Raw genomic sequence first — 20,702 nt, 5'->3', positions numbered from 1 at the left:
GCGACCGGCGTGCATGCGCCAGCAGAGTAATGACAGAAGATTACAGTCTTCTCAGACGCTTCGCCCGCTGGCTGTTGAGCATCACGACACCCGGCGCTATTCTGGCTCGCGGTCGGCAGTTCACCCAGGCGTCACCGGTGCCCATTCGGGCAGCTAAACCTGCCACGAGCCCCAGGCTCAACCCTCGACCGACACTCGTCCCCGTGCCGCGTCGGAACCCGGCGACCCCCGACATCCTCTTCCGAGGACTTGGCACACACGAGGAACGAACTGTGTCCAAGACGCTTATCCCTTTCGCTACCGATGACATGTCTGCACTCGCCCGCTCGCTGGTCCGCCAGCTCGAGGAGCGCGAACGGCCGCCCGGCCATGTGGAGATGCTCAACCTGCTGGCCCGCGCCCGGGGCTTTCGCAGCTTCCAGGCCCTGCGCGCGAGCCAGACGGCCGAACGCCAGCTGAGCCAGCCGCCAGCCGGCGATGCGGTGGACTACGTGCTGGTGCGCCGCCTGCTGCGTTACTTCGACGAGCAGGGCCGCCTGCGTACCTGGCCCGGCAAGCACAGCCACCGACGCCCCTGCCTGTGGATGACCTGGATGGCCCTGCCGCCCCGTGCCGCGATGAGCGAACGCGAGGTGGACGGGCATATCCGCGAGGTCGCGAGCCTGGGCGACCACGTGCTGTTACGCCGGGAAATGGTGGATGCCGGCTGGCTGGTGCGTACGCCGGACGGTCGCGAGTACCGCCGCGTGGAGCTGCGTCCGGAGCCGCTGGCGATGGCGCTGCGTGAGCAGCTGGGCAGGCGCTCGGCCTGACGTGAAAGGGCGCGCAGGGACGCGCGCCTTCAAGCCTCGTCGAAGTGGCTGGTGAGCAGCAGGCAACCCAGGGGAGCGGTATCGACTTGCAGGCGCGGCCAGCGTTGCAGCCAATCCTTGGCCTGCAGGCGTTCAGTGAACACTTCCTGACGCGGGTGCAGCGGGTTGGGCGTGATGCGCAGGTCGAGCAGCCCGGACTGCACGAAGGGCGTGGCGATCTCGATGCCGCCACCCGGGCGCAGGCGCACGCCGATGGCGGTCTGCACTTCCGGCCAGTGGCTCATGGAGTCGCGGCTGTCGCGGTAGGGTTCGTCGCCGTTGCGCAGGTGCATGCGCGCCTGGTTCTTCACCGACCAGGGCAGGTGCCCGGCCATGCGCCGCAGGGCCTGCTCGATGCGCAGGTCGGCTTCGGGGTCGAGGTCATCGGGGTTGAAGTGGATCAGGTCGAGATCGGCCAGCGGCGTGGCGTCGCGGTAGCCGTGCAGGCGGTCCCAGGCGAGGTTGCGGACGAAGCCGGCAGCCAGCCAGGCATCGCGCAGGCCCAGGCTGGCGACGCAGCGCAGGGCCAGCAGGCGCTGGGCGTCGCCACGCAGCCAGCGCTGCAGGTGGGGCAGGGGACTCTCGTAAGCCACCGGCAGCACCGGCCCCCGCAGCGTGCAACGCGGAGGCTGGGCGTGTGGCTCCATGATGCTCAATCGCGGTGCCTGTGCTTGCGGTGCTTCTTGCCGCCGCTGTCCTTGTTCAGCTCGCTGGCGATGGCGCCGCCTGCCGCACCGCCAAGGCCGGCGCCGATGGCGGCTCCGGTGTTGCCACCGAGCTTGTTGCCCACCACCGAACCGCCGGCGGCACCCAGGCCACCGCCCAGTGCAGCGCCGGTCTTGTTGCCGTCACGCGCGGTGATGGCGCCACCGGCTGCACCGCCGAGGCCGGCACCGATGGCCGCACCGGTGCTGCCACCGATGGATTGGCCGACGACGTTGCCCAGCGCACCGCCAAGACCGCCGCCGAGGGCGTTCTTGGTGGTTTCGCCGGCGACCACGGCTTGGGTCGCGAGCAGGCTCAGGGCCAGGGCGGGAAGAGTGAGGCGCATCGGGTGTTTCTCCAGGCAAGGTCACGAGGGCCACCTGCACTGCAGATGGCCCTCGAAGATTAAGAGGCTGTGAATGTGACGGGAGTTCTGTGAGGGGGGCCGATCGACCGGGATTGGCGACTAACGGTCGCGATCAATCATCCCAGTCGTGGTGGTGGCGATGCTTGTGCTTGCGGTGGCCCCAGCCGTGGCCACGACCATGCTCGTGGCGATCGCCACGGCGATCGTAGTAGCGACGATCGTCACGGTCGTCGTCGCGACGGCTCTCGTTACCCATGTAGTTGCCCAGTGCGCCACCGGCGCCACCGCCGGCCGCTGCACCGATCAGGCTGCCGGTGTTGCCACCGACCTGGCGACCGATGACGTTGCCGCCGGCCGCGCCCAGTGCGCCGCCCAGGGCCGCTTCGGTGCGGTTGCGCCGGTCGGCACCCACGGCGCCGCCCGCGGCACCGCCGACACCGGCACCGATGGCCGCGCCGGTGTTGCCACCGATGGATTGACCGACGACCGAGCCCAGTACCCCGCCCAGCGCGCCACCCACCCCGGCTTCGGTGGTGCCGCCGGCGAAGGCGCCGCCACTGACGAGGCAGAAAGACAGAAGGAGGATCGAGGATTGCTTCATGGAGGGGAGAGCCTCTGTTGTTTGGACGAGGCGATAGTTGCCAGCGGAACGGCCCTGTACAAGCGCCTCCCGACGAATTGCACAGGGTTTTTCACATTCTCTAAATAATTGTTTTTGCTGGAGAACTTTGACTGTTTTGGCGATGTCAGAGCCTTATTCCAGTCCCTTGTTTCGGGCCTTTTTCAGGCCATTTCCTGATGGCATTGCGCCTTCTTCCTGCACCCCTTCAGGGGGGGTGATTCCAATTTTTTCCTGGCCTTTCGATGCGCGTGATCGGTGCGCACCGTTCCTGTTGCTCATGTCATTTCAGTCGAGTACCTGACCCTGCGTGCGAGTGGCACACCCTACGGGAGGCTCCGTGCCCGCCGTAGGGTGATGGGCAGCGAGCCGTCAGAGAATGCGCCCGCTTTCCTGCGCTGCCTGGATGCGTATGGCAATGAACTTGGAGGTGGGCGTGTGGCTGCCGACGCCGAAGCTGTCCAGGGGCACCAGGGGGTTGGTTTCCGGGTAGTAGGCGGCGGCCTGGCCGGCGGGGATGTCGAAGGCCAGCAGGGTGAAGCCTTCTACCTTGCGTTCGATGCCGTCGTCCCAGAGCGAGACCATGTCCACCTTCTGCCCGCTCTGGTAGCCCAGGCGCTGGATGTCGGCCTCGTTGGCGAACACCACCTGGCGCTGGCCGCGTACGCCGCGGTAGCGATCGTCGAGGCCGTAGATGGTGGTGTTGTACTGGTCGTGGGAGCGCAGGGTCTGCAGGATCAGGTCGGGCTTGATGCCGCTGGCGCGGATGCGTTCGTGGATCAGGGTTTCCGGCAGCGGGTTGGCCTTGAAGTTGGCGCGGCCGCTGGCGGTCTTCCAGGTGCGGGCCCCGGCGCTGTTGCCCAGGTAGAAGCCGCCCGGGTGCTGCACGCGCTGGTTGAAGTCGGCGAAGCCGGGGATGGTGTCGGCGATCAGGTCGCGGATGCGGTCGTAGTTGGCGATCATCGCGTCCCAGTCCACCGGGTGGTTGCCCAGGGTGGCCTTGGCGATGCCGGCGACGATGGCCGGCTCCGAGCGCATCTCGCGGGACAGCGGTGACAGCTGGCCGTTGGAGGCGTGGATCATGCTGAAGGAGTCTTCCACCGTCACCGCCTGCGGGCCGTGGGCCTGGTGGTCGATGTCGGTGCGGCCGAGGCAGGGCAGGATCAGCGCGTCGCGGCCGACGGTGAGGTGGCTGCGGTTGAGCTTGGTGCTGATCTGCACGGTGAGGTCGCAGTTCATCAGCGCCTGGTGGGTGCGCGGGCTGTCCGGCGTGGCCTGGGCGAAGTTGCCGCCGAGGCCGATGAAGACGCGGGCCTCGCCGTCGAGCATGGCGTTGATGGCTTCCACGGTGTTGTGGCCGTTCTCGCGGGGCACCTTGAACTGGAAGCGCTTCTCCAGCGCGTCGAGCAGGGCCACCGGCGGGCGGTCGTTGATGCCCATGGTGCGGTCGCCCTGCACGTTGCTATGGCCGCGCACCGGGCATAGGCCGGCGCCGGGGCGGCCGAGGTTGCCGCGCAGCAGTTGCAGGTTGACGATTTCCTGGATGGTCGGCACCGAGTGGTGGTGCTGGGTGATGCCCATGGCCCAGCAGATGATCACGCGCTCGGCGCGGCGGTACATGCGCGCGGCCTGCTCGATCTCGGCGAGGGTCAGGCCGGATTGGCGCTCGAGGTGTTCCCAGGTGGTGGCGTCCAGCTCGGCCAGGTAAGCGTCTACGCCATCGGTGTGCTCGGCGATGAAGGCGTGGTCGAACACCGCCGGCTGGCCGGCGGCCTGGGCTTCACGCTCCCACTGCAGGAGGAACTTGGCGATGCCGCGGAGGGCGGCCATGTCGCCGCCCAGGGCCGGGCGGAAGAACGCGGTGTTGAGCGGGGCGGAGCCGTTGGTGAGCATCTCCAGGGCGTGCTGGGGATGCTGGAAGCGTTCCAGGCCGCGCTCCTTGAGCGGGTTGAAAGCGACCACCTGGGCGCCGCGCTTCACCGCTTCGCGCAGCGGTTCGAGCATGCGCGGGTGGTTGGTGCCGGGGTTCTGGCCGAGGACGAAGATGGCGTCCGCATGCTCGAAGTCGGCGAAGGTCACGCTGCCCTTGCCGACGCCCACGCTCTGGCCCAGGGCCACGCCGCTGGCCTCGTGGCACATGTTCGAGCAGTCGGGGAAGTTGTTGGTGCCATAGGCGCGGACGAACAGCTGGTAGAGGAACGCGGCCTCGTTGCTGGCGCGGCCGGAGGTGTAGAACTCGGCCTGGTTCGGGTCGGGCAGGCGCTTGAGGTGGCTGGCGATCAGGGCGAAGGCGTCGTCCCAGCTGGTGGGCAGGTAGCGGTCGCTGGCAGCGTCGTAGCGCATCGGCTGGGTCAGGCGGCCCTGGTATTCGAGCCAGTAGTCGCTCTGCTCGCGCAGCTGGCTGACGCTGTAGCGGGCGAAGAAGGCGGCGTCGACCCGGCGCTTGGTGGCTTCCCAGTTCACCGCCTTGGCGCCGTTCTCGCAGAACTTGATGCGGCCGTCTTCGGGGGAGTCGCCCCAGGCGCAGCCGGGGCAGTCGAAGCCGCCGTTCTGGTTGGTCTTGAGCAGGGCACGCAGGTTCTTGAACGGCTGCTTACTGTCCAGCCAGAAGTGCGCGACGCTCTTCAGCGCGCCCCAGCCGGCGGCGGCGCCGTTGTAGGGCTTGTAGCGGGGATGCACGGGTTGCAGGCTCATGGCTGTACTTCTTCTGTTCGTGGCGCCGGGCTGTAGACCCGGGGCGCGCTGTGATGGGGCAGGTGGATCAGGTTCAGGTTGTGCCGGCGCGCCCATTGCACGGTGAGCGCAGTGGGGGCCGAGAGGCTGACCAGGGTGCCGAGGCCGGCACGCACCGCCTTGTGGATAAGTTCGAGGCTGCAGCGGCTGGTGACCACGGCGAAACCGGCGCGCGGGTCGAGCTTCTGCCGCAGGACGGCGCCGATGAGTTTGTCGAGGGCGTTATGGCGGCCGATGTCTTCGCGGCACAGCACCAGTTCGCCTTCTGCGTCGACGAAGAGCGCCGCGTGCAGGGCGCCGCTGCGGCGGGCCAGGTCCTGCTTGGCGGCGATGCGCTGGCGCAGGTCGGCCAGGTGTTCGGCCGGGGGCAGCGATTGGGGCTGCAGGACCTTGAGGGCGGGCAGCGCCTGTTCCAGGGCTTCCACGCCGCAGAGGCCGCAGCCGGTGGTGCCGGCCAGTTGGCGGCGCTGGTCCTTCAGGGCCCAGAAGGCGCGGTTGGCGATTTCCACCTCGGCCTGGCGGGCGTCGTCGCAGCCACCGAGGCGGCTGTCATAGATGTCATCGATCGAGTCGACGATGCCGGCGCTGAGGCTGAAGCCGACGAGGAAGTCTTCCAGATCGGCGGGCGAAACCATCATCACCGCGTGGCTGATGCCGTTGTAGGCGATAGCCAAGGCGCATTCCTCGGCCAGCAGGCCCTCGCCGGACGCAGCGGCACCGCCCAGTTCGGCATAGGCATAGCCCCGCGCCTGGGTGACCGGCTCGGTGTCGTTGAAAGCGGGAGTGGAAAGCTGGCGTGGCACGGGTGGCGCCCCTGCGACGGATTGACACAGGCAGCCTAGGCGCTGGTGCCGGGGTCCGTCTAATCGCTATTGCCGATACTGTGATCGACGCCATCTATCAAGGCGGGTTCGAACAGCCGGCGGGCCTCTTCGAAGCAGGCATCCGCCAGGGCCGAGCGGGTCTGCCCTCGGCGCTGGATGAGCCCCAGTGGGGCCAGGGTGTGGGCCTGCTCGATGGGCAGCAGGGCCAGGTGCTCGGTGAGTTCGTCGAGGCCGCTGGCCAACGGCATGATGGCGCAGCACAGGCCGACGTTGACCGCCTGCAGCAGCTGGTGCACGGCGTCGGTCTCCAGGCGCGGCTGCGGCGCCAGGCCCCGGCTGCGGAAGCCGTGGTCGATGGACTGGCGGAAGTGCATGCCGCTGGAGAGTAGGCCCAGGGGCAGGCCGGCGAGGGCTTCCCAGGCCAGCTGCGGGGCTTCGAAGGTGAAGTGGCGACGGTCGTACAGCAGGCCCATGCGCGTGTCGGCGATCTCCAGGCTGTCGAAGTGCTCGCGATCCAGGCGGTCGAGGTAGGAGAGGCCGAGGTCGAGCTGGTTGCGCGCCAGGCGTTCGAGGATCTGCTCGGAGCTAAGGGCGAACAGCTGGAAGCGCAGGTCAGGGTGCTGCTCGGCGAAGGCTTGCACCAGGCGCATGGGGTCATAGCCCGCCAGGGGCACCACGCCCAGGCGCAGGGTGCCCACCAGGTGGCCGCGACAGGCGGCGGCCTCGGCGTGCAGGCCGTCATGGGCGGCGAGCAGGGTGCGGGCCCAGGCGAGCACGCGCTGGCCGGCATCGGTGAAGCCTTCGAAACGCTGGCCGCGCTGCACCAGCTCCAGGCCCAGTTCTTCTTCCAGACTGCGCAGGCGCATGGACAGTGTGGGCTGGGTGACGTGGCAGCGCGCGGCGGCCTGGCCGAAGTGGCGGGTCTCGTCCAGGGCGACGAGGAACTTGAGCTGCTTGATGTCCATGGATGCACCCGCCGGGCTAGAGCCCTTCTGCCAGTTCGCGGTAGCCATCGACAGCGGCGAATTCCTCGGTGTCCTTGAGTGCGCCCCGGCTGTCGGGCTGCAGCACCGCCAGCAGGTGGGCGACACCGTAGGTGCGGGCGCTGCGCAGGATCGGCAGGCTGTCGTCGATGAACAGCGCGCGCGCCGGATCGAAGGGCGAATCCGCCTGCAGGGCGTGCCAGAACTGCTGGTCTTCCTTGGGGAAGCCGTAGTCGTGGGAGCTGATCAGGCGATCGAACCAGGGCGCCAGTTCGACCCGCTCCATCTTCAGCGACAGCGAATCACGGTGGGCGTTGGTGATCAGCACCACGCGCTTGCCGGCGCGGCGCAGGGCGGCGAGGAAGTAGTCGGCGTCGGGGCGCAGGGCGATCAGGTCGGCCACTTCGCGCTTGAGGTCGCGGATCGACAGCTTCAGCTCGCGGCTCCAGAAGTCCGTGCAGTACCAGTTGAGCTGGCCGGCATGGCGCTTGAACAGCGGCACCAGCTCGGCGTCGGCCAGTTCGCGGCTGATGCCATGGTGTTCGGCATAGCGCTGGGGCAGGTAGTCCAGCCAGAAATGGTTGTCGAAGTGCAGGTCGAGGAGGGTGCCATCCATGTCCAGCAGGACGGTGTCGATGGCGGACCAGTTGAGCTGTGGCATGCGTGTCCGGGGCTGTAGGTGGGAGGGCTGTCGCGATTGCATCGCGGACGGTCGTCGGCGTGCAATCTCCTACGCAGATAATCGGAAAAGCCGGGGTATGATAACCCGCCGGTCATGCCAAGGAGTTCCGTTATGCGTCAGAAGCCCACCGTGCTCGCTCGCGAGATTGTCGCCAGCAGCCGTCTGTTCCGTGTCGAGGAGCTGCAGCTGCGTTTCTCCAACGGCGTCGAGCGTACCTATGAACGCCTGGTGGGCAAGGGCTCCGGCTATGGCGCGGTGATGGTGGTGGCGCTGGTGGACGCCGAGCACGTGCTGCTGGTGGAGGAGTACTGCGCCGGCACCGACGACTACCAGCTGTCGCTGCCCAAGGGGCTGATCGAGCCGGGCGAAGACGTGCTGGTGGCGGCGGACCGCGAACTCAAGGAAGAGGCGGGATACGGCGCACGCAAGCTGGAGTTGCTGACCGAGCTGTCGCTGTCGCCGGGCTACATGAGCCAGAAGATCCAGGTGGTGCTGGCCCGCGACCTCTACGAGGAACGCCTGCCGGGCGATGAGCCCGAGCCGCTGGGCGTGGAGAAGGTCAGCCTGCGCGAGATATCCAGCCTGGTGCAGCACCCGCAGTTCAGCGAGGGGCGTGCCCTGGCGGCGCTCTACCTGGCTCGTGACCTGCTGAGCCAGCGTGGGGAGTTCCCCGCATGAGCCACCCGTTGCTGCCTGCCGTGATCGAACTGGTCGGCCTCGCCGGCCAGGCCATCCTGCCGTTCTGGCGCGCGGACGTCGCCGTGGTCGAGAAGGCCGATGCGTCCCCCGTCACTGCCGCCGACCTGGCCGCCCATCGCATCCTCGCCGATGGGTTGGAGGCACTGGATGCCAGCATCCCGGTGTTGTCCGAGGAAGCGGCGGATATCTCCCTTGCCGAGCGCGCCGGTTGGGAGCGCTGGTGGCTGGTGGACCCGCTGGATGGCACCAAGGAATTCATTTCCGGCTCCGAGGAGTTCACCGTCAACGTTGCGCTGATCGAGCGCGGGCGCGTGGTCTTCGGTGTCGTCGGCGTGCCGGTCACCGGCCGCTGCTACCTCGGTGGTGCAGGCCTAGGTGCCTGGCGCATCGAGGCGGGCCAACGTGAAGCCATCGCGGTGCGCGTGGCGCCGGCTCAGGCCTTCACCCTGGTGGCCAGCAAGCGCCATTCGAGCCCCGCGCAGGAACGCCTGCTGGCCGGGTTGGGTGAACGCTTCGGAGAATTGCAGCTGGCCAATATCGGCAGCTCGCTGAAGTTCTGCCTGCTGGCCGAAGGGGCCGCGGATTGCTACCCGCGCCTGGCGCCCACTTCGCAGTGGGACACCGCTGCCGCGCAGGGCGTGCTGGAAGGCGCCGGTGGCGAGGTGCTCGACCTGGCCGGCGAACCGCTGGGCTACGCGGCCCGCGAATCCTTCCTCAACCCGTCCTTCCTGGCCCTGCCGGCGGCTGCCGCGTGGCGTGGCGAGTTGCTGGAGCTGGCGCGCGCCCTGGATTGATCCGGAGCGCGCCTGTCGGGCTATCGCGCAGGGTGGGGCGGGCTTCGATCCGCCCCATTTACCTCGTGACGATCAGTCGAGCATGTCCTTGAAGCGTTCGTCCTTGCCGTAGAGCAGCGGCTGGGCGAAGCCGGGGACCTTGATGCCCTGGGCGGTGACTTCCAGGGCCTTGTCGTCGATCAGGTCGTTGCCGAAGTTGTAGATGATGTCCAGCTCACCCTTGAGCGCGCGCTCGTCGTACTGGCGGGCGGCGGCGCGGGTGGCTTCGCGCTTTTCGCTGTAGGCGGCGAAGGCCTTCTCGCCGTGGCGCTTGCGCAGCATGTTCTCGGTCAGGCGCGGGGAAATCACCACACCGCTGGCGTTGTTGCCGCCGAAGCCCTTGGAGTTGATGAAGCAGATGTCCAGGCTGCGCTGATCCAGGCGCTGGTCGCGGGTGGCGATGGACAGGTGCTGCTGGTGCACGTCGTCGGCGACCCGGTCGATGGTCTTGATGCCCGGCAGGATGCCGTAGCGGAAGGTGCCGAGGGCCGAGACCACCTGATCCCCGCTGGCGGTGGCCAGGCTGTGGCCGACGAAGGCCTTGACCGCGGTGATGGGCCAGGACTCGATGCCGAAGGCGCTGGCGACGCGGTCCAGCAGTTCGGATTCGGTGACGCGGTTGGCCGGGGTGCTGGAGCCGTGGGCGTGGACGAAGCTGTGCTGGCGCACCGTCTCGCTGCCGAACATCTGGGTGGCGCTGGCCACGGCCTTGGCCAGGGTCAGGTAGTTGCCCGGGCCGGGCGCGGAGATGGATTTCTTGAAGCCGTCGGCGTTGATGAAGACATCGGTGACCGCGCCGTGGATATCGGCGCCCAGCTCCAGGGCCAGGGCGTCGTCCATCAGCACCACGTACTGGCTGGATTCGGCCAGGGTGAAGCCGCAGTTCTCGCCGAAGGGACGGCTGGCGCGGCGGAAGTCCACGTCCTCGCGGCCGCCGACCTGGCGCAGGCCGTCTTCGGTGGCCAGGGCGCCCATGGCGCCGTAGCCGTCGATGCATTCCTGGTTGATCGGCGCTTCGGCGTTGCCCACCAGGGCGACCCGCGCGCGGCCGGAGCCGATCATCTCGATGGCCTTCTGCAGGTTGTAGAGGAAGGTGGCGCAGGCACCGGTGACGCTGCCGGTGGTGCCGACGCTGCCCAGCACGTAGGCGTTGATGAAGTCGGCGGGCATGGTGTTGAGGCCCAGGGGCAACTGCTTGGCGGTGACGCGGCCGCCCTTGAGGCGCGACTGCATGAGGCCGCCGAAACCGTTCTCGTCGAGCTGGCTCATGATGCTGCCGGAGAACACCGCGACTTCGTCGGGCTGCACATGGTCGACGATGCGCTGCCAGGGCAGGCCGATGGAGCGGATGGCGTCGGTGGCGGCGACCACGGACATCTGCAGGCCGCGCGGGTGGAAGCGCGAGTTGTACAGCTCGCCCGGCTCGAAGCCGGTGGGCAGCTGGCCGGCGGATTTCACCGGCAGGGCGCGGAAGCTCTCGACCTTGAACTCGGTGGCGTCATTCAGGGTGACGCGCACCTCGCCGGATTCCAGCGGCTCCACCGACCAACTGGCCGGCAGCGGCTCGGGCAGCTGCTTGCGCGAGGTGATGAAGCTGATGCGGGTGCCGGGCTCGGCGGCGACACCGATGTTCTTCTGCCAGGGGGCGGCGTCGACATCCAGGTGCTGCTTCTCGATGCGGCGCACCAGGGTGGAGGCGAGGATGCGCTCGCCGAAGCGCGACTCGATGTCGGCGAGGGTCAGCGGGTTGCCGTCGGCGTCCAGGTACTGGCCGTCGACCACGGTCACCAGTTTGGTCATCACCGCCAGCACGGCCAGGGTTTCCTGACGCGTGGCGGCGTCGACGGACTCGATCACGGTGCGGCGGAAGCCGTGGTGGAACGAGCTGCGGCCCGCTGCGTTGTAACCGCCGAAACCAACGATGACCGGAAGTCGTGACATGACTCGGAAACTCCTCAAATAGACCATTGCCTGCCGAGGCCGGGCCGAGCGCGGTGAAGAGGGGCCGTGAAGGCCGCGGGTGCGGCTGGCCAGAGAACGCGTCGGGGATATCCGGCCACCGGGGACGAACCCGGTGGCAGCTCGAAAGATTCGAATGCCTAACCTGACGCGGCAGCTGACTGTCGAGTCACTTGAGGATTGATCGGTACTGCCCGTGTGCATGAATTGCAGGCGCGGTCGCGAGGCCGGGTAGGAGGAGCCGGAGCCGCTGGCGCGGCTCCGTGGGTGAGGGGCCTCAGCGGTAGCTGATGCCGGGGTTGGCGGTGCTGACGCGGGTGCCGGCCTTGCCCTGGACGATGGCTTCGATATCAGCGAGGGAGCCGATCACCGCCGCACGGCCGGTGTTGCGGGCGAACTCGCTGGCAGCCTGGACCTTGGGCCCCATGGAGCCGGCAGCGAAGCCGAGGCGCTCGAGTTCGTCGGGGTGGGCTTCGGCGATGGCCTTCTGGGTCGGCTTGCCCCAGTCGATGTAGGCCGCGTCGACGTCGGTGGCGATCACCAGGATATCGCTCTCCAGTTGCTCGGCGAGCAGCGCGGAGCAGAGGTCCTTGTCGATCACCGCCTCGACGCCCTTGAGCTTGCCGTTGTCGTCATAGAGCGTGGGGATGCCGCCGCCGCCGGCGCAGATCACCACCGAGCCTTTTTCCAACAGCCATTTGACCGGGCGGATCTCGAAGATCTGCTTGGGCCGGGGGCTGGCCACCACGCGGCGGAACTTGTCGCCGTCGGGGGCGATGGTCCAGCCCTTTTCCTCGGCGAGGCGCTCGGCCTCTTCCCGGGAGTACACCGGGCCGATGGGTTTGGTGGGCTTCTGGAAGGCGGGGTCCTTGGCGTCCACTTCCACCTGGGTGAGCAGGGTGGCGAAGGGCACTTCGAAGGGCAGCAGGTTGCCCAGTTCCTGTTCGATCATGTAGCCGATCATGCCCTCGGTCTCGGCGCCGAGGACGTCCAGCGGGTAGGTGCTGACCGCCGTGTAGGCAGCGCCCTGGAGGGCCAGCAGGCCGACCTGTGGGCCGTTGCCGTGGGCGACCACCAGCTCGTTGCCGGGCTGGATCTTGGCGATCTGCTCGGCGGCGATGCGCACGTTCTCGCGCTGGTTCTCCGCCGTCATGGGTTCGCCACGGCGCAGCAGGGCGTTACCGCCCAATGCGACGACTATTCGCATGATTGTTCTCCTGTTGCGGTGGAGAGGGGGCGGTTTCCCGCTCCTTCTCCGAATCTCGGATATTCCAGGAAGCCACAGGGGATGGTGGCGTGAAGGCAAGCAAGCTGCGACGACCCGTACCCCGGTACGGTGAGGAGCCGCGCGGTGCCGCCGACAAAGCCAGCGCCCCCGTGGATTTCTGGAATCAGACGTCGGCGAGGGTCGAGACCAGAATCGCCTTGATCGTGTGCATGCGGTTCTCCGCTTGCTCGAAGGCGATGCAGGCCGGGGACTCGAACACGTCGTCGGTCACTTCGATGCCGTTGGCCAGGTGCGGGTACTGCTCGGCGATCTGCTTGCCGACCTTGGTCTCGCTGTTGTGGAAGGCCGGCAGGCAGTGCATGAACTTGGTCCGTGCGGTGCCGGAGGCTTTCATCATCTCGGCGTTGACCTGGTAGGGCAGCAGTTGCTTGATGCGCTCGCCCCAGGCTTCCACCGGCTCGCCCATGGAGACCCAGACGTCGGTGTGGATGAAGTCGACGCCCTTGACCGCCGCCTTGGCATCTTCGGTGACGGTGATGCGCGCGCCGCTTTCCTCGGCGAATTTCTTGCACTGGGCGATGAACTCTTCTTCCGGCCACAGCGCCTTGGGCGCGGCGATGCGCACGTCCATGCCCAGCTTGGCGCCGATCAGCAGCAGCGAGTTGCCCATGTTGTTACGGGCGTCGCCCAGGTAGGCGTAGCTGATGTCGTGCAGCGGCTTGTCGCTGTGCTCACGCATGGTCAGCACGTCGGCGAGCATCTGGGTGGGGTGGTATTCGTCGGTCAGGCCGTTGAACACCGGGACGCCGGCGAACTTGGCCAGTTCTTCGACGATCTCCTGCTTGAAGCCGCGGTACTCGATGGCGTCGTACATGCGCCCGAGCACGCGGGCTGTGTCCTTCATGGTCTCCTTGTGGCCGATCTGCGAGGAGTTGGGGTCGATGTAGGTGACGTTGGCGCCCTGGTCATAGGCGGCGACCTCGAAGGCGCAGCGGGTGCGGGTGGAGGTCTTCTCGAAGATCAGTGCGATGTTCTTGCGTTTCAGGTGCTGCTGCTCGGTGCCGGTGTACTTGGCGCGTTTCAGGTCGCGGGAGAGGTCCAGCAGGTACCGCAGCTCACGGGTGCTGTGATGCATGAGGCTGAGCAGGTTGCGGTTGTGCATGTTGAAAGCCATGGTCTTTCTCCTTTTGGGCAGGTCGGAATCCGGTTCCCGTCAGAACAGCTCGTGGCTGGCGGGAAGGGCGGCCGCGGGTAGCGGCCGCCGGGGTTCGGCTTTTTGAATCAATAGTCGATCGGGTCGCGCAGGATCGGGCAGGTCATGCAGTGGCCACCGCCACGGCCGCGGCCGAGTTCGCTGGCGCTGATGGTCACCACCTCGACACCGGCCTTGCGCAGCTGGGTGTTGGTGTAGGTGTTGCGGTCGTAGCCGACCACCACGCCGGGCTCCAGGCAGACGACGTTGTTGCCGTCGTCCCACTGTTCGCGCTCGGCCTCGAAGCTGTCACCGCCGGTCTGCACCACGCGCAGTTGCTTGAGCCCGAGGGACTCGGCGACCACGTCGATGAAGCTCTTCTCCTCGCGGCGGATGTCGATGCCGTAGGGGCGGCTTTCGTCCGGGCGGAGGATGAAGGGGACGATCTCCTTGACCACTTCCGGGAAGACCGTGACCAGGTCGCGGTCGCAGAAGGTGAAGACGGTGTCCAGGTGCATGGCCGCGCGGGATTTCGGCAGGCCGGCGACTATCACCTTCTCTACCGCGCCCTTGGCGAACAGCGATTGGGCCAGTTGGCCGATGGCCTGGCGCGAGGTGCGCTCGCCCATGCCGATGAGCACCACGCCGTTGCCGATGGGCATGACGTCACCGCCTTCGAGGGTGGCGCTGCCGTGGTCCTTGTCGGGGTCGCCGTACCAGACTTCGAATTCGGCGTTGGTGAACTCGGGGTGGAACTTGTAGATGGCGGTGGTGAGCAGGGTTTCCTGACGTCGCGCCGGCCAGTACATGGGGTTGAGCGTCACACCGCCATAGATCCAGCAGGTGGTGTCGCGGGTGAACTGGGTGTTGGGCAGCGGCGGCAGGATGAAGCTGGAGTGGCCCAGGTAGTCGCGGTACATCTTGATCGCGCTGACGCCTTCGCTGTCCGGCAGGTCGGAGCCGGCGACACCGCCGATGAGGAACTCGGCGAGTTTGCGCGGCTCCAGGCCTTCGAGCCAGGAGCGCACTTCGTTGGTCAGGCCGACACCGACCTGGTTGGCGGTGATCTTGCGGTCGAGGATCCACTTCAGGGCTTCGGGGTTCTGCACGATGTCGGTGAGCAGGTTGTGCATCTCCATCACTTCGATGCCGCGTTCGCGCATCTTGGTGACGAAGTCGAAGTGGTCGCGCTTGGCCTGGTTGACCCAGATGACGTCATCGAACAGCAGCTCGTCGCAGTTGTTGGGGGTCAGGCGCATATGGGCCAGACCCGGCGAGCAGACCATCACCTTATGCAGTTTGCCGGCTTCCGAATGAACGCCGAGTTTGACTTTGGACATGGCAGGTCTCCTTACGAGTTACAGAGTCAGGAAGCCGTCGTAGAGGCCGTAGGCCGCCGCGAGCGCGCCGATGACCACGGCGGCGAAGATCAGCTTCTCAACGTTGGTGAAGATGGGTTGGCCGAGCTCGTGCTTGGCCTTGGCGAAGAGGATCGCGCCGGGGGCGTAGAGCAGGGCCGAAAGCAGCAGGTACTTCACGCCGCCGGCGTAGAGCAGCCAGACCGCGTAGACCAGGGCGACGCCGGCGATGGCGAGGTCCTTGTTGCGGTCACGGCCGTCCTGCTCGTAGGTCTCGCCACGGATGGGCAGGAGCAGGGCGTAGGCGGCAGACCAGAAGTAGGGCACCAGGATCATCGAGGTGGCCAGGTAGATCAGCGAGAGGTAGGTGCTGGCGCTGAACAGGGTGACGATGAGGAACAGCTGCACCATGGCGTTGGTCAGCCACAGGGCGTTGGCCGGCACGTGGTTGGCGTTCTCGCGGCGGAGGAACTCCGGCATCGTGTGGTCCTTGGCGGCGGCGAAGAGGATCTCCGCGCACAGCAGCACCCAGGACAGCAGGGCACCGACCAGGGAGATGATCAGGCCGACGCTGATCAGCACCGCGCCCCAGTGGCCGACCACATGCTCCAGCACCGCCGCCATGGACGGGTTCTGCAGCTTGGCCAGTTCCGGCTGAGTCATGATGCCGAGGGACAGCACGTTCACCAGCACCAGCAACAGCAGCACGGTGACGAAGCCGATGATGGTGGCCTTGCCGACGTCGCTGCGCTTCTCGGCACGGGCGGAGAAGATGCTCGCGCCCTCGATGCCGATGAACACCCAGACGGTGACCAGCATCATGTTGCGCACCTGGTTCATCACGCTGCCGAGGTCGGGGTTCATCGAGCCCCAGATGTCGGCGGTGAAGATGTCCAGCTTGAAGGCGAACAGGCAGATCAGGATGAACAGGAACAGCGGCACGATCTTGGCGACCGTGGTCACCAGGTTGATGAAGGCCGCTTCCTTGATTCCGCGCAGCACCAGGAAGTGCACGGCCCAGAGCACCACCGAGGCGCCGATGATGGCCGCCGGGGTGTTGCCTTCGCCGAAGATCGGGAAGAAGTAGCCGAGGGTGCTGAACAGCAGGACGAAGTAGCCGACGTTGCCCAGCCAGGCGCTGATCCAGTAGCCCCAGGCCGAGGAGAAGCCCATGTAGTCGCCGAAGCCGGCCTTGGCGTAGGCGTACACGCCGCCATCGAGGTTGGGTTTGCGGTTGGCCAGGGTCTGGAACACGAAGGCCAGGGTGAGCATGCCGACGGCAGTGATGCCCCAGCCGATGAGGATGGCGCCGACATCGGCGCTGGCTGCCATGTTCTGCGGCAGCGAGAAGATCCCGCCGCCGACCATTGAACCGACCACGAGCGCAACCAGTGCGCCAAGTCGGAGTTTTTGGGTGGTGTCTGACATCTTGCACCTCCAGTAGGAGTAGGAACTGTGCTTAGTTGGCTCTTCCTTTCGGAGAAGAGTTATGACGTAGGTCAATAGCTAGCTATCAATCCGCGCGGGACAATTTCCTTACAGAGTTCGGAGGGAGCGTGGCGGCTTCGGAGGCATGCTCGGAGCGAGCAAATTAGAGGGGTCGGCAGGCCATCCCAGGCGGCGCCCCGTTCAAACTAGTTGGTTTTCGTGACAGTTCAAGTTGTAAGTATTTGTTGTAAGAAACATGGCGAAATGCCATTTGCTTATATGGGAATTGTCAGGGATTGAGTTGATTCCGAACGGATATAAGTCAGCGAGGTAGACAGTTTCTTACTTCAACTTTCCACAGGAGGTTGAATATGTTTCGCCCAGGACACCTTGAAATAGTCAGGGACCCTGTAGGCCCTTGGCCTGGTTATCACATCGATCTGGACTATGAGGTCGAGCAGCGCGACTGGGGGACTTACGTGTGCTTCGATCTCAGGGGCGATATCAGCGGTCGTTCCTTCCAGGAGTGCTTCGAGTTGCACCGCGACGTTGCCTACAACTTTCTGCAGAGCGCCTGCCGGCGTCTGCGCCACCACGGCCTTGAGCCGCACCTGATGGTGCCCCTGGCTGGGCACCGGGACTACGAACGGGTGTTCGCCGACCTCCGGGAGAAATTGCACGCCGAGCCGGGTACACCGGTTGATCTGGAGCGCTTTCTGCTGGAGCGACCCTAGGGAAGACGGATTTCCGCGAGACAGAAACGACGAACCCGGCGCGAGGCCGGGTTCGACGTGGAAGGCGATGGGCTGATGGACCGTCGCCTGCCGCCAGGGCCGGGGAGGACCGAGGCTGCGCTGGGGAAAGAAACCCGGTGGCGGCTTGTGGCCGTTGCGGGCGGGCATCCCGGGGAGGGGGCCCTGGTCAACGCCTAAGCGTTGAGATGCGGTGCATGGAGCAAGGCCTGTGCCAGCGCCCCGGAGGCCCGCCATTGCTGGCGCGGGCGGTGGGCAGCTGCTTTCTTTGAGCGGAAAGTCGCCGATCAGTCCTGTTCTTCTGCGGGATTTCCGCCGCCAAAGCTGATGTTGTGCTTGCGCAGCTTGTCCGAGAGCGTCTTGCGCGGCAGGCCCAGGGCTTCGGCCAGGCTGCGCATCGAATTGTGCGGGTTGCCCAGCTCGGCCAGGATCAGCGCCCGCTCGAAGGCTTCCACCTGCTCGCTCAGGCCGCCGCCGTTGCTGGCGGGCAGGTCTGGCGTGCCATTGTCCAGCGCCAGGTCGAGGCCGAGGGCGAAGCGCTCCCCGGCGTTCTGCAGTTCACGGACGTTGCCTGGCCAGTCATGGGTCAGCAGCAGGGCGCGCTGGGAGCTGTCCAGCGTACGTTGCGGGCTGCCGTGACGGGTGGCCGCCGCTTCGGCGAAGTGCTGGAACAGCAACAGGATGTCTTCGCCGCGCTCGCGCAGCGGCGGGATGCGCAGGCTGGCGACGTTGAGGCGGTAATAAAGGTCGGCGCGGAAGCGGCCCTGGTCGGCGGCCTGGCGCAGGTCTTCCTTGGTGGCGGCGATGACGCGGATGTCGAGGGGGATCAACTGATTGGCGCCGAGGCGTTCGACCACGCGCTCCTGCAGCAGGCGCAGCAGCTTGACCTGCACGTCCGGGCTCATGCTCTCGATCTCGTCGAGGAACACGGTGCCGCCATTGGCGTATTCGAACTTGCCGATGCGGCGTTTCTGCGCGCCGGTGAAGGCGCCCTGCTCATGGCCGAACAGCTCGCTTTCCACCACCGACTCCGCCAGGGCACCGGCATTGATGGCGACGAAGGGGCCGTCGCGGCGTGCGGAGAGGTCGTGCAGGGCGCGGGCGACCACTTCCTTGCCGGCGCCGGTCTCACCGAGGATCAGCACATCGGCGCTGGTGCCGGCGAGGGCGCCGATCTGCTCGCGCAGGCGCTGAGCTGCTGGCGATTGGCCTACCAGGCGGCCGCTGAGCTGCTGGCGATCGGAAAGGGCCAGGCGCAGGCTGCGGTTCTCCAGCACCAGGCGGCGCAGGTCGAGGGCGCGGCGCACGCTGTCGATCAGGTCTTCGCTGGCGAAGGGTTTTTCCAGGAAGTCGTAGGCACCGGCGCGCATGGCCTGCACCGCCAGGGGGACGTCGCCGTGGCCGGTGATCAGCAGTACGGGCAACTGGGCGTCGCGCTCGTGGAGCTGGCGCAGCAGCTCGAGTCCGTCGACGCCGGGCATGCGGATATCGCTGACCACCACACCTGGCCAGTCGGCGGGCAGACGGTCGGCCAGGCCATTGGCATCGCCCAGGGTGAGGACCTTGAGGCCGGCAAGGTCGAGTGTCTGGCTCAGGGCCTGGCGCAGGTGCGGGTCGTCGTCGACCAGCAGGACTTGGATGCCGGCTTCGATGGGCTGGGTCATGCGGAGTGGTCCTCGGGTGAGAGGGGGTTGGCGCCGGGGATGGCGGAGCGCAGGCGCAGGGTCAGCAGGGCGCCGCCTTCGGGGTGGTTGGCCAGCAGCAGTTCGCCGCCGAGGGCGCGGATCAGGCTGTCGCAGATGGCCAGCCCGAGGCCGAGGCCCTGGGCGCTGGTCTTGGTGGTGAAGAAGGGTTCGCGCGCGCGCTGCAGGGCCTCGCGGCTGAAACCGGGGCCGTTGTCGCGCAGGGTCAGGGTCACGCCTTCGGCGTGGGTCTCGGCGCTGAGCCAGATGCGCCGGGGATGGGGTTTCTCGCCCAGGGCGTCGAGGGCATTGGCCAGCAGGTTGCCGAGTACCTGGCGCAGGCGGGTTTCGCCGGCCTGGACCCAGAGCTGGGCTTCGGGCATGTCGCGGATCAGCTCCACGTCCATCGCCCGGCGGCGCTTGGCCAGCAGCGACAGGGCATCGTCCAGCGCCGGTTGCAGGGCGACGCTTTCCGGGGCGTGGCGGTCGCGGCGGGCGAAGGCGCGCAGGTGGGCGATGATCGAGGCCATGCGCCCGGTGAGCTCGCTGATCTGCCGCAGGTTGCCGCGGGCGTCGTCGTAGCGTTCGTGGTCCAGCAGCACGCCGGCGTTGTCGGCGTAGCTGCGGATGGCGGCCAGGGGCTGGTTGAGCTCATGGCTGATGCTGGCGGACATGGTGCCGAGGGCGGAGAGCTTGCCGGCCTGGACCACTTCGTCCTGGGCGCGGACCAGTTCCTGCTGGGCCTGCTCGCGCTCCAGTACTTCCACCTTGAGGCGACTGTTGAGGGCTTCGAGGTCCTGGGTGCGCTCTTGCACGCGCAGCTCCAGCTCGCGCCGGGCGCGGGCATCGAGGGCGATGCGGTCGAGGTAGTGGCGACGGCGCTGCATCATCAGGCCGAGCAGCAGCAGCAGGGCGAGCAGGGTGGCAGCGGCGATGGCGTCGGTGGTGCGCACCTGGCGGTCCACCAGCACCTGCGGGGCGAGGATGCTGACCGTCCAGCCCGTCTCGCGCAGCTCACGGCTCTGGGTGATCCACTCGCCCGGACGCAGGCGGATGGGCTCGGGGGATTGGGTCGGATAGGGCTGGTTGGCGGAGATGGCGGCGCGCTCGGCGTTGTCCAGCTCGCGGGTGGCGTGGAAGCGCCATTGCGGGCGCGAGGTGATGATCGCCACGCCGTTGGAGTCGGTCACCAGCAACTGCTCGGGGGTGTTGCCCCAGAGGGATTCGGCGTCGTCCAGGTCGACCTTGACCACCAGAATGCCGATCACCGCCTGGCCGTCGCGCACCGGGCTGGCATAGAAATAGCCGCGCTTGCCGGAGGTGGTGCCGAGCCCGAAGAAGCGGCCCTGGCGGCCCATGAGCGCCTCGCGGTAGTAGGGGCGGAAGGCGAAGTCGCGGCCGACGAAGCTGTCCGTCTTGTCCCAGTTGGAGGAGCTGAGGGTGGTGCCCTGGGGGTTCATCAGGTAGATGACGTCGGCGCCGGTTTCGTCGCGCACTTCGGCCAGCAGGCGGTTGGCGGCTTCCAGGCGGGCCGGGTCCTTCGGGTCCGCCAGTTGGCTGCGCAGGGCCGGCAGGTCGGCGAGGATCGGCGGCAGCACCTCGAAGCGACGCAGGGTGCCCAGCAGGTTGGCGACGTAGAGGTCGAGGGTCTGCCGGTTCTGCTCGGCCAGGGCCTGGTTGTAATAACGCTCGGCCAGGTGGTGGGCCGGCCACAGCAAGGGCGCCAGGACCAGGGCCAGCAGGACGAGGCTGCGCCAGCGGGGACGATAGGGTAGGGCGTTGGCGGTCATGGGTGTCGGAATGCGCC

At 67.2% G+C, this 20,702-nt stretch carries 18 protein-coding genes; 4 read left to right on the top strand and 14 right to left on the bottom strand.

Annotation, left to right across the window (positions count from 1 at the left end; all coding sequences use genetic code 11):
- Nucleotides 1–272 precede the first annotated feature (272 nt).
- On the top strand, nucleotides 273–812 hold the full coding sequence (locus RTW82_RS28175) for a DUF2087 domain-containing protein (protein WP_316927134.1): 540 nt from the start codon (nucleotides 273–275) through the stop codon (nucleotides 810–812).
- 29 nt (nucleotides 813–841) lie between these two features.
- On the opposite strand, the gene RTW82_RS28170 is transcribed toward RTW82_RS28175, so the two are convergent.
- The 7 genes from RTW82_RS28170 to yrfG form a co-directional block, all read right to left on the bottom strand.
- Nucleotides 842–1,444: a nucleotidyltransferase family protein gene (locus RTW82_RS28170; protein ID WP_316927133.1), complete on the bottom strand. Its 603-nt coding sequence runs from the start codon at nucleotides 1,442–1,444 to the stop codon at nucleotides 842–844.
- 59 nt (nucleotides 1,445–1,503) lie between these two features.
- Nucleotides 1,504–1,902 carry a hypothetical protein gene (locus RTW82_RS28165; RefSeq protein ID WP_263400992.1) on the bottom strand — a complete coding sequence of 133 codons (399 nt, stop codon included), beginning with the start codon at nucleotides 1,900–1,902 and terminating at the stop codon, nucleotides 1,504–1,506.
- 133 nt (nucleotides 1,903–2,035) lie between these two features.
- A complete protein-coding gene (locus tag RTW82_RS28160; protein WP_263400991.1) occupies nucleotides 2,036–2,524 on the bottom strand; it encodes a YMGG-like glycine zipper-containing protein in 489 nt (162 codons plus the stop codon).
- Between the two features lie 390 nt (nucleotides 2,525–2,914).
- Nucleotides 2,915–5,236, bottom strand: coding sequence for an FdhF/YdeP family oxidoreductase (locus RTW82_RS28155; protein WP_316927132.1), 2,322 nt, complete (start codon nucleotides 5,234–5,236; stop codon nucleotides 2,915–2,917).
- Nucleotides 5,233–6,078, bottom strand: a complete 846-nt coding sequence (gene fdhD / locus RTW82_RS28150) for a formate dehydrogenase accessory sulfurtransferase FdhD (protein ID WP_410478866.1) — start codon at nucleotides 6,076–6,078, stop codon at nucleotides 5,233–5,235. Before fdhD ends, RTW82_RS28155 begins: the two co-directional genes overlap by 4 nt.
- Nucleotides 6,079–6,137: 59 nt before the next feature.
- Nucleotides 6,138–7,064, bottom strand: coding sequence for a LysR family transcriptional regulator (locus tag RTW82_RS28145; protein ID WP_316927131.1), 927 nt, complete (start codon nucleotides 7,062–7,064; stop codon nucleotides 6,138–6,140).
- 16 nt (nucleotides 7,065–7,080) lie between these two features.
- Nucleotides 7,081–7,743: a GMP/IMP nucleotidase gene (yrfG, locus tag RTW82_RS28140; protein WP_316927130.1), complete on the bottom strand. Its 663-nt coding sequence runs from the start codon at nucleotides 7,741–7,743 to the stop codon at nucleotides 7,081–7,083.
- Between the two features lie 132 nt (nucleotides 7,744–7,875).
- On the opposite strand from yrfG, the gene nudE reads away from it, so the two are divergent.
- Both nudE and cysQ read left to right on the top strand, forming a co-directional pair.
- Entirely contained in the window at nucleotides 7,876–8,442 is a 567-nt protein-coding gene (nudE, locus tag RTW82_RS28135) for an ADP compounds hydrolase NudE (protein ID WP_263400987.1), read from the top strand.
- Nucleotides 8,439–9,257, top strand: coding sequence for a 3'(2'),5'-bisphosphate nucleotidase CysQ (gene cysQ, locus RTW82_RS28130; protein ID WP_316927129.1), 819 nt, complete (start codon nucleotides 8,439–8,441; stop codon nucleotides 9,255–9,257). The genes nudE and cysQ overlap by 4 nt, the downstream gene beginning before the upstream one ends.
- 72 nt (nucleotides 9,258–9,329) lie before the next feature.
- Here cysQ and RTW82_RS28125 read toward each other — a convergent pair whose 3' ends face one another.
- The 5 genes from RTW82_RS28125 to arcD form a co-directional block, all read right to left on the bottom strand.
- The gene (locus RTW82_RS28125) at nucleotides 9,330–11,237 is read right to left on the bottom strand and encodes a beta-ketoacyl synthase (RefSeq protein ID WP_316927128.1); all 1,908 of its coding nucleotides are present in this window, start codon (nucleotides 11,235–11,237) and stop codon (nucleotides 9,330–9,332) included.
- A 295-nt stretch (nucleotides 11,238–11,532) separates the two neighbouring features.
- The gene (arcC, locus tag RTW82_RS28120; RefSeq protein WP_031287432.1) at nucleotides 11,533–12,462 is read right to left on the bottom strand and encodes a carbamate kinase; all 930 of its coding nucleotides are present in this window, start codon (nucleotides 12,460–12,462) and stop codon (nucleotides 11,533–11,535) included.
- A gap of 184 nt (nucleotides 12,463–12,646) precedes the next feature.
- Nucleotides 12,647–13,657, bottom strand: coding sequence for an ornithine carbamoyltransferase (locus tag RTW82_RS28115; RefSeq protein ID WP_263400984.1), 1,011 nt, complete (start codon nucleotides 13,655–13,657; stop codon nucleotides 12,647–12,649).
- 107 nt (nucleotides 13,658–13,764) lie between these two features.
- On the bottom strand, nucleotides 13,765–15,015 hold the full coding sequence (gene arcA / locus RTW82_RS28110; RefSeq protein ID WP_021218636.1) for an arginine deiminase: 1,251 nt from the start codon (nucleotides 15,013–15,015) through the stop codon (nucleotides 13,765–13,767).
- Nucleotides 15,016–15,033: 18 nt separating this feature from the next.
- Nucleotides 15,034–16,461, bottom strand: a complete 1,428-nt coding sequence (gene arcD / locus RTW82_RS28105) for an arginine-ornithine antiporter (protein WP_316927127.1) — start codon at nucleotides 16,459–16,461, stop codon at nucleotides 15,034–15,036.
- 371 nt (nucleotides 16,462–16,832) lie between these two features.
- Between arcD and RTW82_RS28100 the strand changes: the two genes are divergently transcribed.
- Entirely contained in the window at nucleotides 16,833–17,195 is a 363-nt protein-coding gene (locus tag RTW82_RS28100; RefSeq protein ID WP_316927126.1) for a DUF5064 family protein, read from the top strand.
- Between the two features lie 305 nt (nucleotides 17,196–17,500).
- Here RTW82_RS28100 and RTW82_RS28095 read toward each other — a convergent pair whose 3' ends face one another.
- Entirely contained in the window at nucleotides 17,501–18,877 is a 1,377-nt protein-coding gene (locus RTW82_RS28095) for a sigma-54-dependent transcriptional regulator (RefSeq protein ID WP_271659320.1), read from the bottom strand.
- Nucleotides 18,874–20,685: a sensor histidine kinase gene (locus tag RTW82_RS28090; RefSeq protein ID WP_316927125.1), complete on the bottom strand. Its 1,812-nt coding sequence runs from the start codon at nucleotides 20,683–20,685 to the stop codon at nucleotides 18,874–18,876. The genes RTW82_RS28095 and RTW82_RS28090 overlap by 4 nt, the downstream gene beginning before the upstream one ends.
- Nucleotides 20,686–20,702: the final 17 nt, after the last annotated feature.

This window comes from Pseudomonas sp. zfem005 (assembly GCF_032621735.1).
GTDB lineage: Bacteria > Pseudomonadota > Gammaproteobacteria > Pseudomonadales > Pseudomonadaceae > Metapseudomonas > Metapseudomonas solani.
Note: the sequence above shows the minus strand (reverse complement) of the source record. Positions and strands in the feature narration are given on the sequence as shown.

Coding starts and splice junctions, on each gene's coding strand:
- RTW82_RS28145 (WP_316927131.1), bottom strand. CDS start 7,064: ATGGACATCAAGCAGCTCAAGTTCCTCGTCGCCCTGGACGAGACCCGC.
- nudE (WP_263400987.1), top strand. CDS start 7,876: ATGCGTCAGAAGCCCACCGTGCTCGCTCGCGAGATTGTCGCCAGCAGC.
- RTW82_RS28095 (WP_271659320.1), bottom strand. CDS start 18,877: ATGACCCAGCCCATCGAAGCCGGCATCCAAGTCCTGCTGGTCGACGAC.
- RTW82_RS28160 (WP_263400991.1), bottom strand. CDS start 2,524: ATGAAGCAATCCTCGATCCTCCTTCTGTCTTTCTGCCTCGTCAGTGGC.
- RTW82_RS28125 (WP_316927128.1), bottom strand. CDS start 11,237: ATGTCACGACTTCCGGTCATCGTTGGTTTCGGCGGTTACAACGCAGCG.
- arcD (WP_316927127.1), bottom strand. CDS start 16,461: ATGTCAGACACCACCCAAAAACTCCGACTTGGCGCACTGGTTGCGCTC.
- RTW82_RS28100 (WP_316927126.1), top strand. CDS start 16,833: ATGTTTCGCCCAGGACACCTTGAAATAGTCAGGGACCCTGTAGGCCCT.
- yrfG (WP_316927130.1), bottom strand. CDS start 7,743: ATGCCACAGCTCAACTGGTCCGCCATCGACACCGTCCTGCTGGACATG.
- RTW82_RS28115 (WP_263400984.1), bottom strand. CDS start 13,657: ATGGCTTTCAACATGCACAACCGCAACCTGCTCAGCCTCATGCATCAC.
- RTW82_RS28165 (WP_263400992.1), bottom strand. CDS start 1,902: ATGCGCCTCACTCTTCCCGCCCTGGCCCTGAGCCTGCTCGCGACCCAA.
- arcA (WP_021218636.1), bottom strand. CDS start 15,015: ATGTCCAAAGTCAAACTCGGCGTTCATTCGGAAGCCGGCAAACTGCAT.
- cysQ (WP_316927129.1), top strand. CDS start 8,439: ATGAGCCACCCGTTGCTGCCTGCCGTGATCGAACTGGTCGGCCTCGCC.
- arcC (WP_031287432.1), bottom strand. CDS start 12,462: ATGCGAATAGTCGTCGCATTGGGCGGTAACGCCCTGCTGCGCCGTGGC.
- RTW82_RS28155 (WP_316927132.1), bottom strand. CDS start 5,236: ATGAGCCTGCAACCCGTGCATCCCCGCTACAAGCCCTACAACGGCGCC.
- RTW82_RS28090 (WP_316927125.1), bottom strand. CDS start 20,685: ATGACCGCCAACGCCCTACCCTATCGTCCCCGCTGGCGCAGCCTCGTC.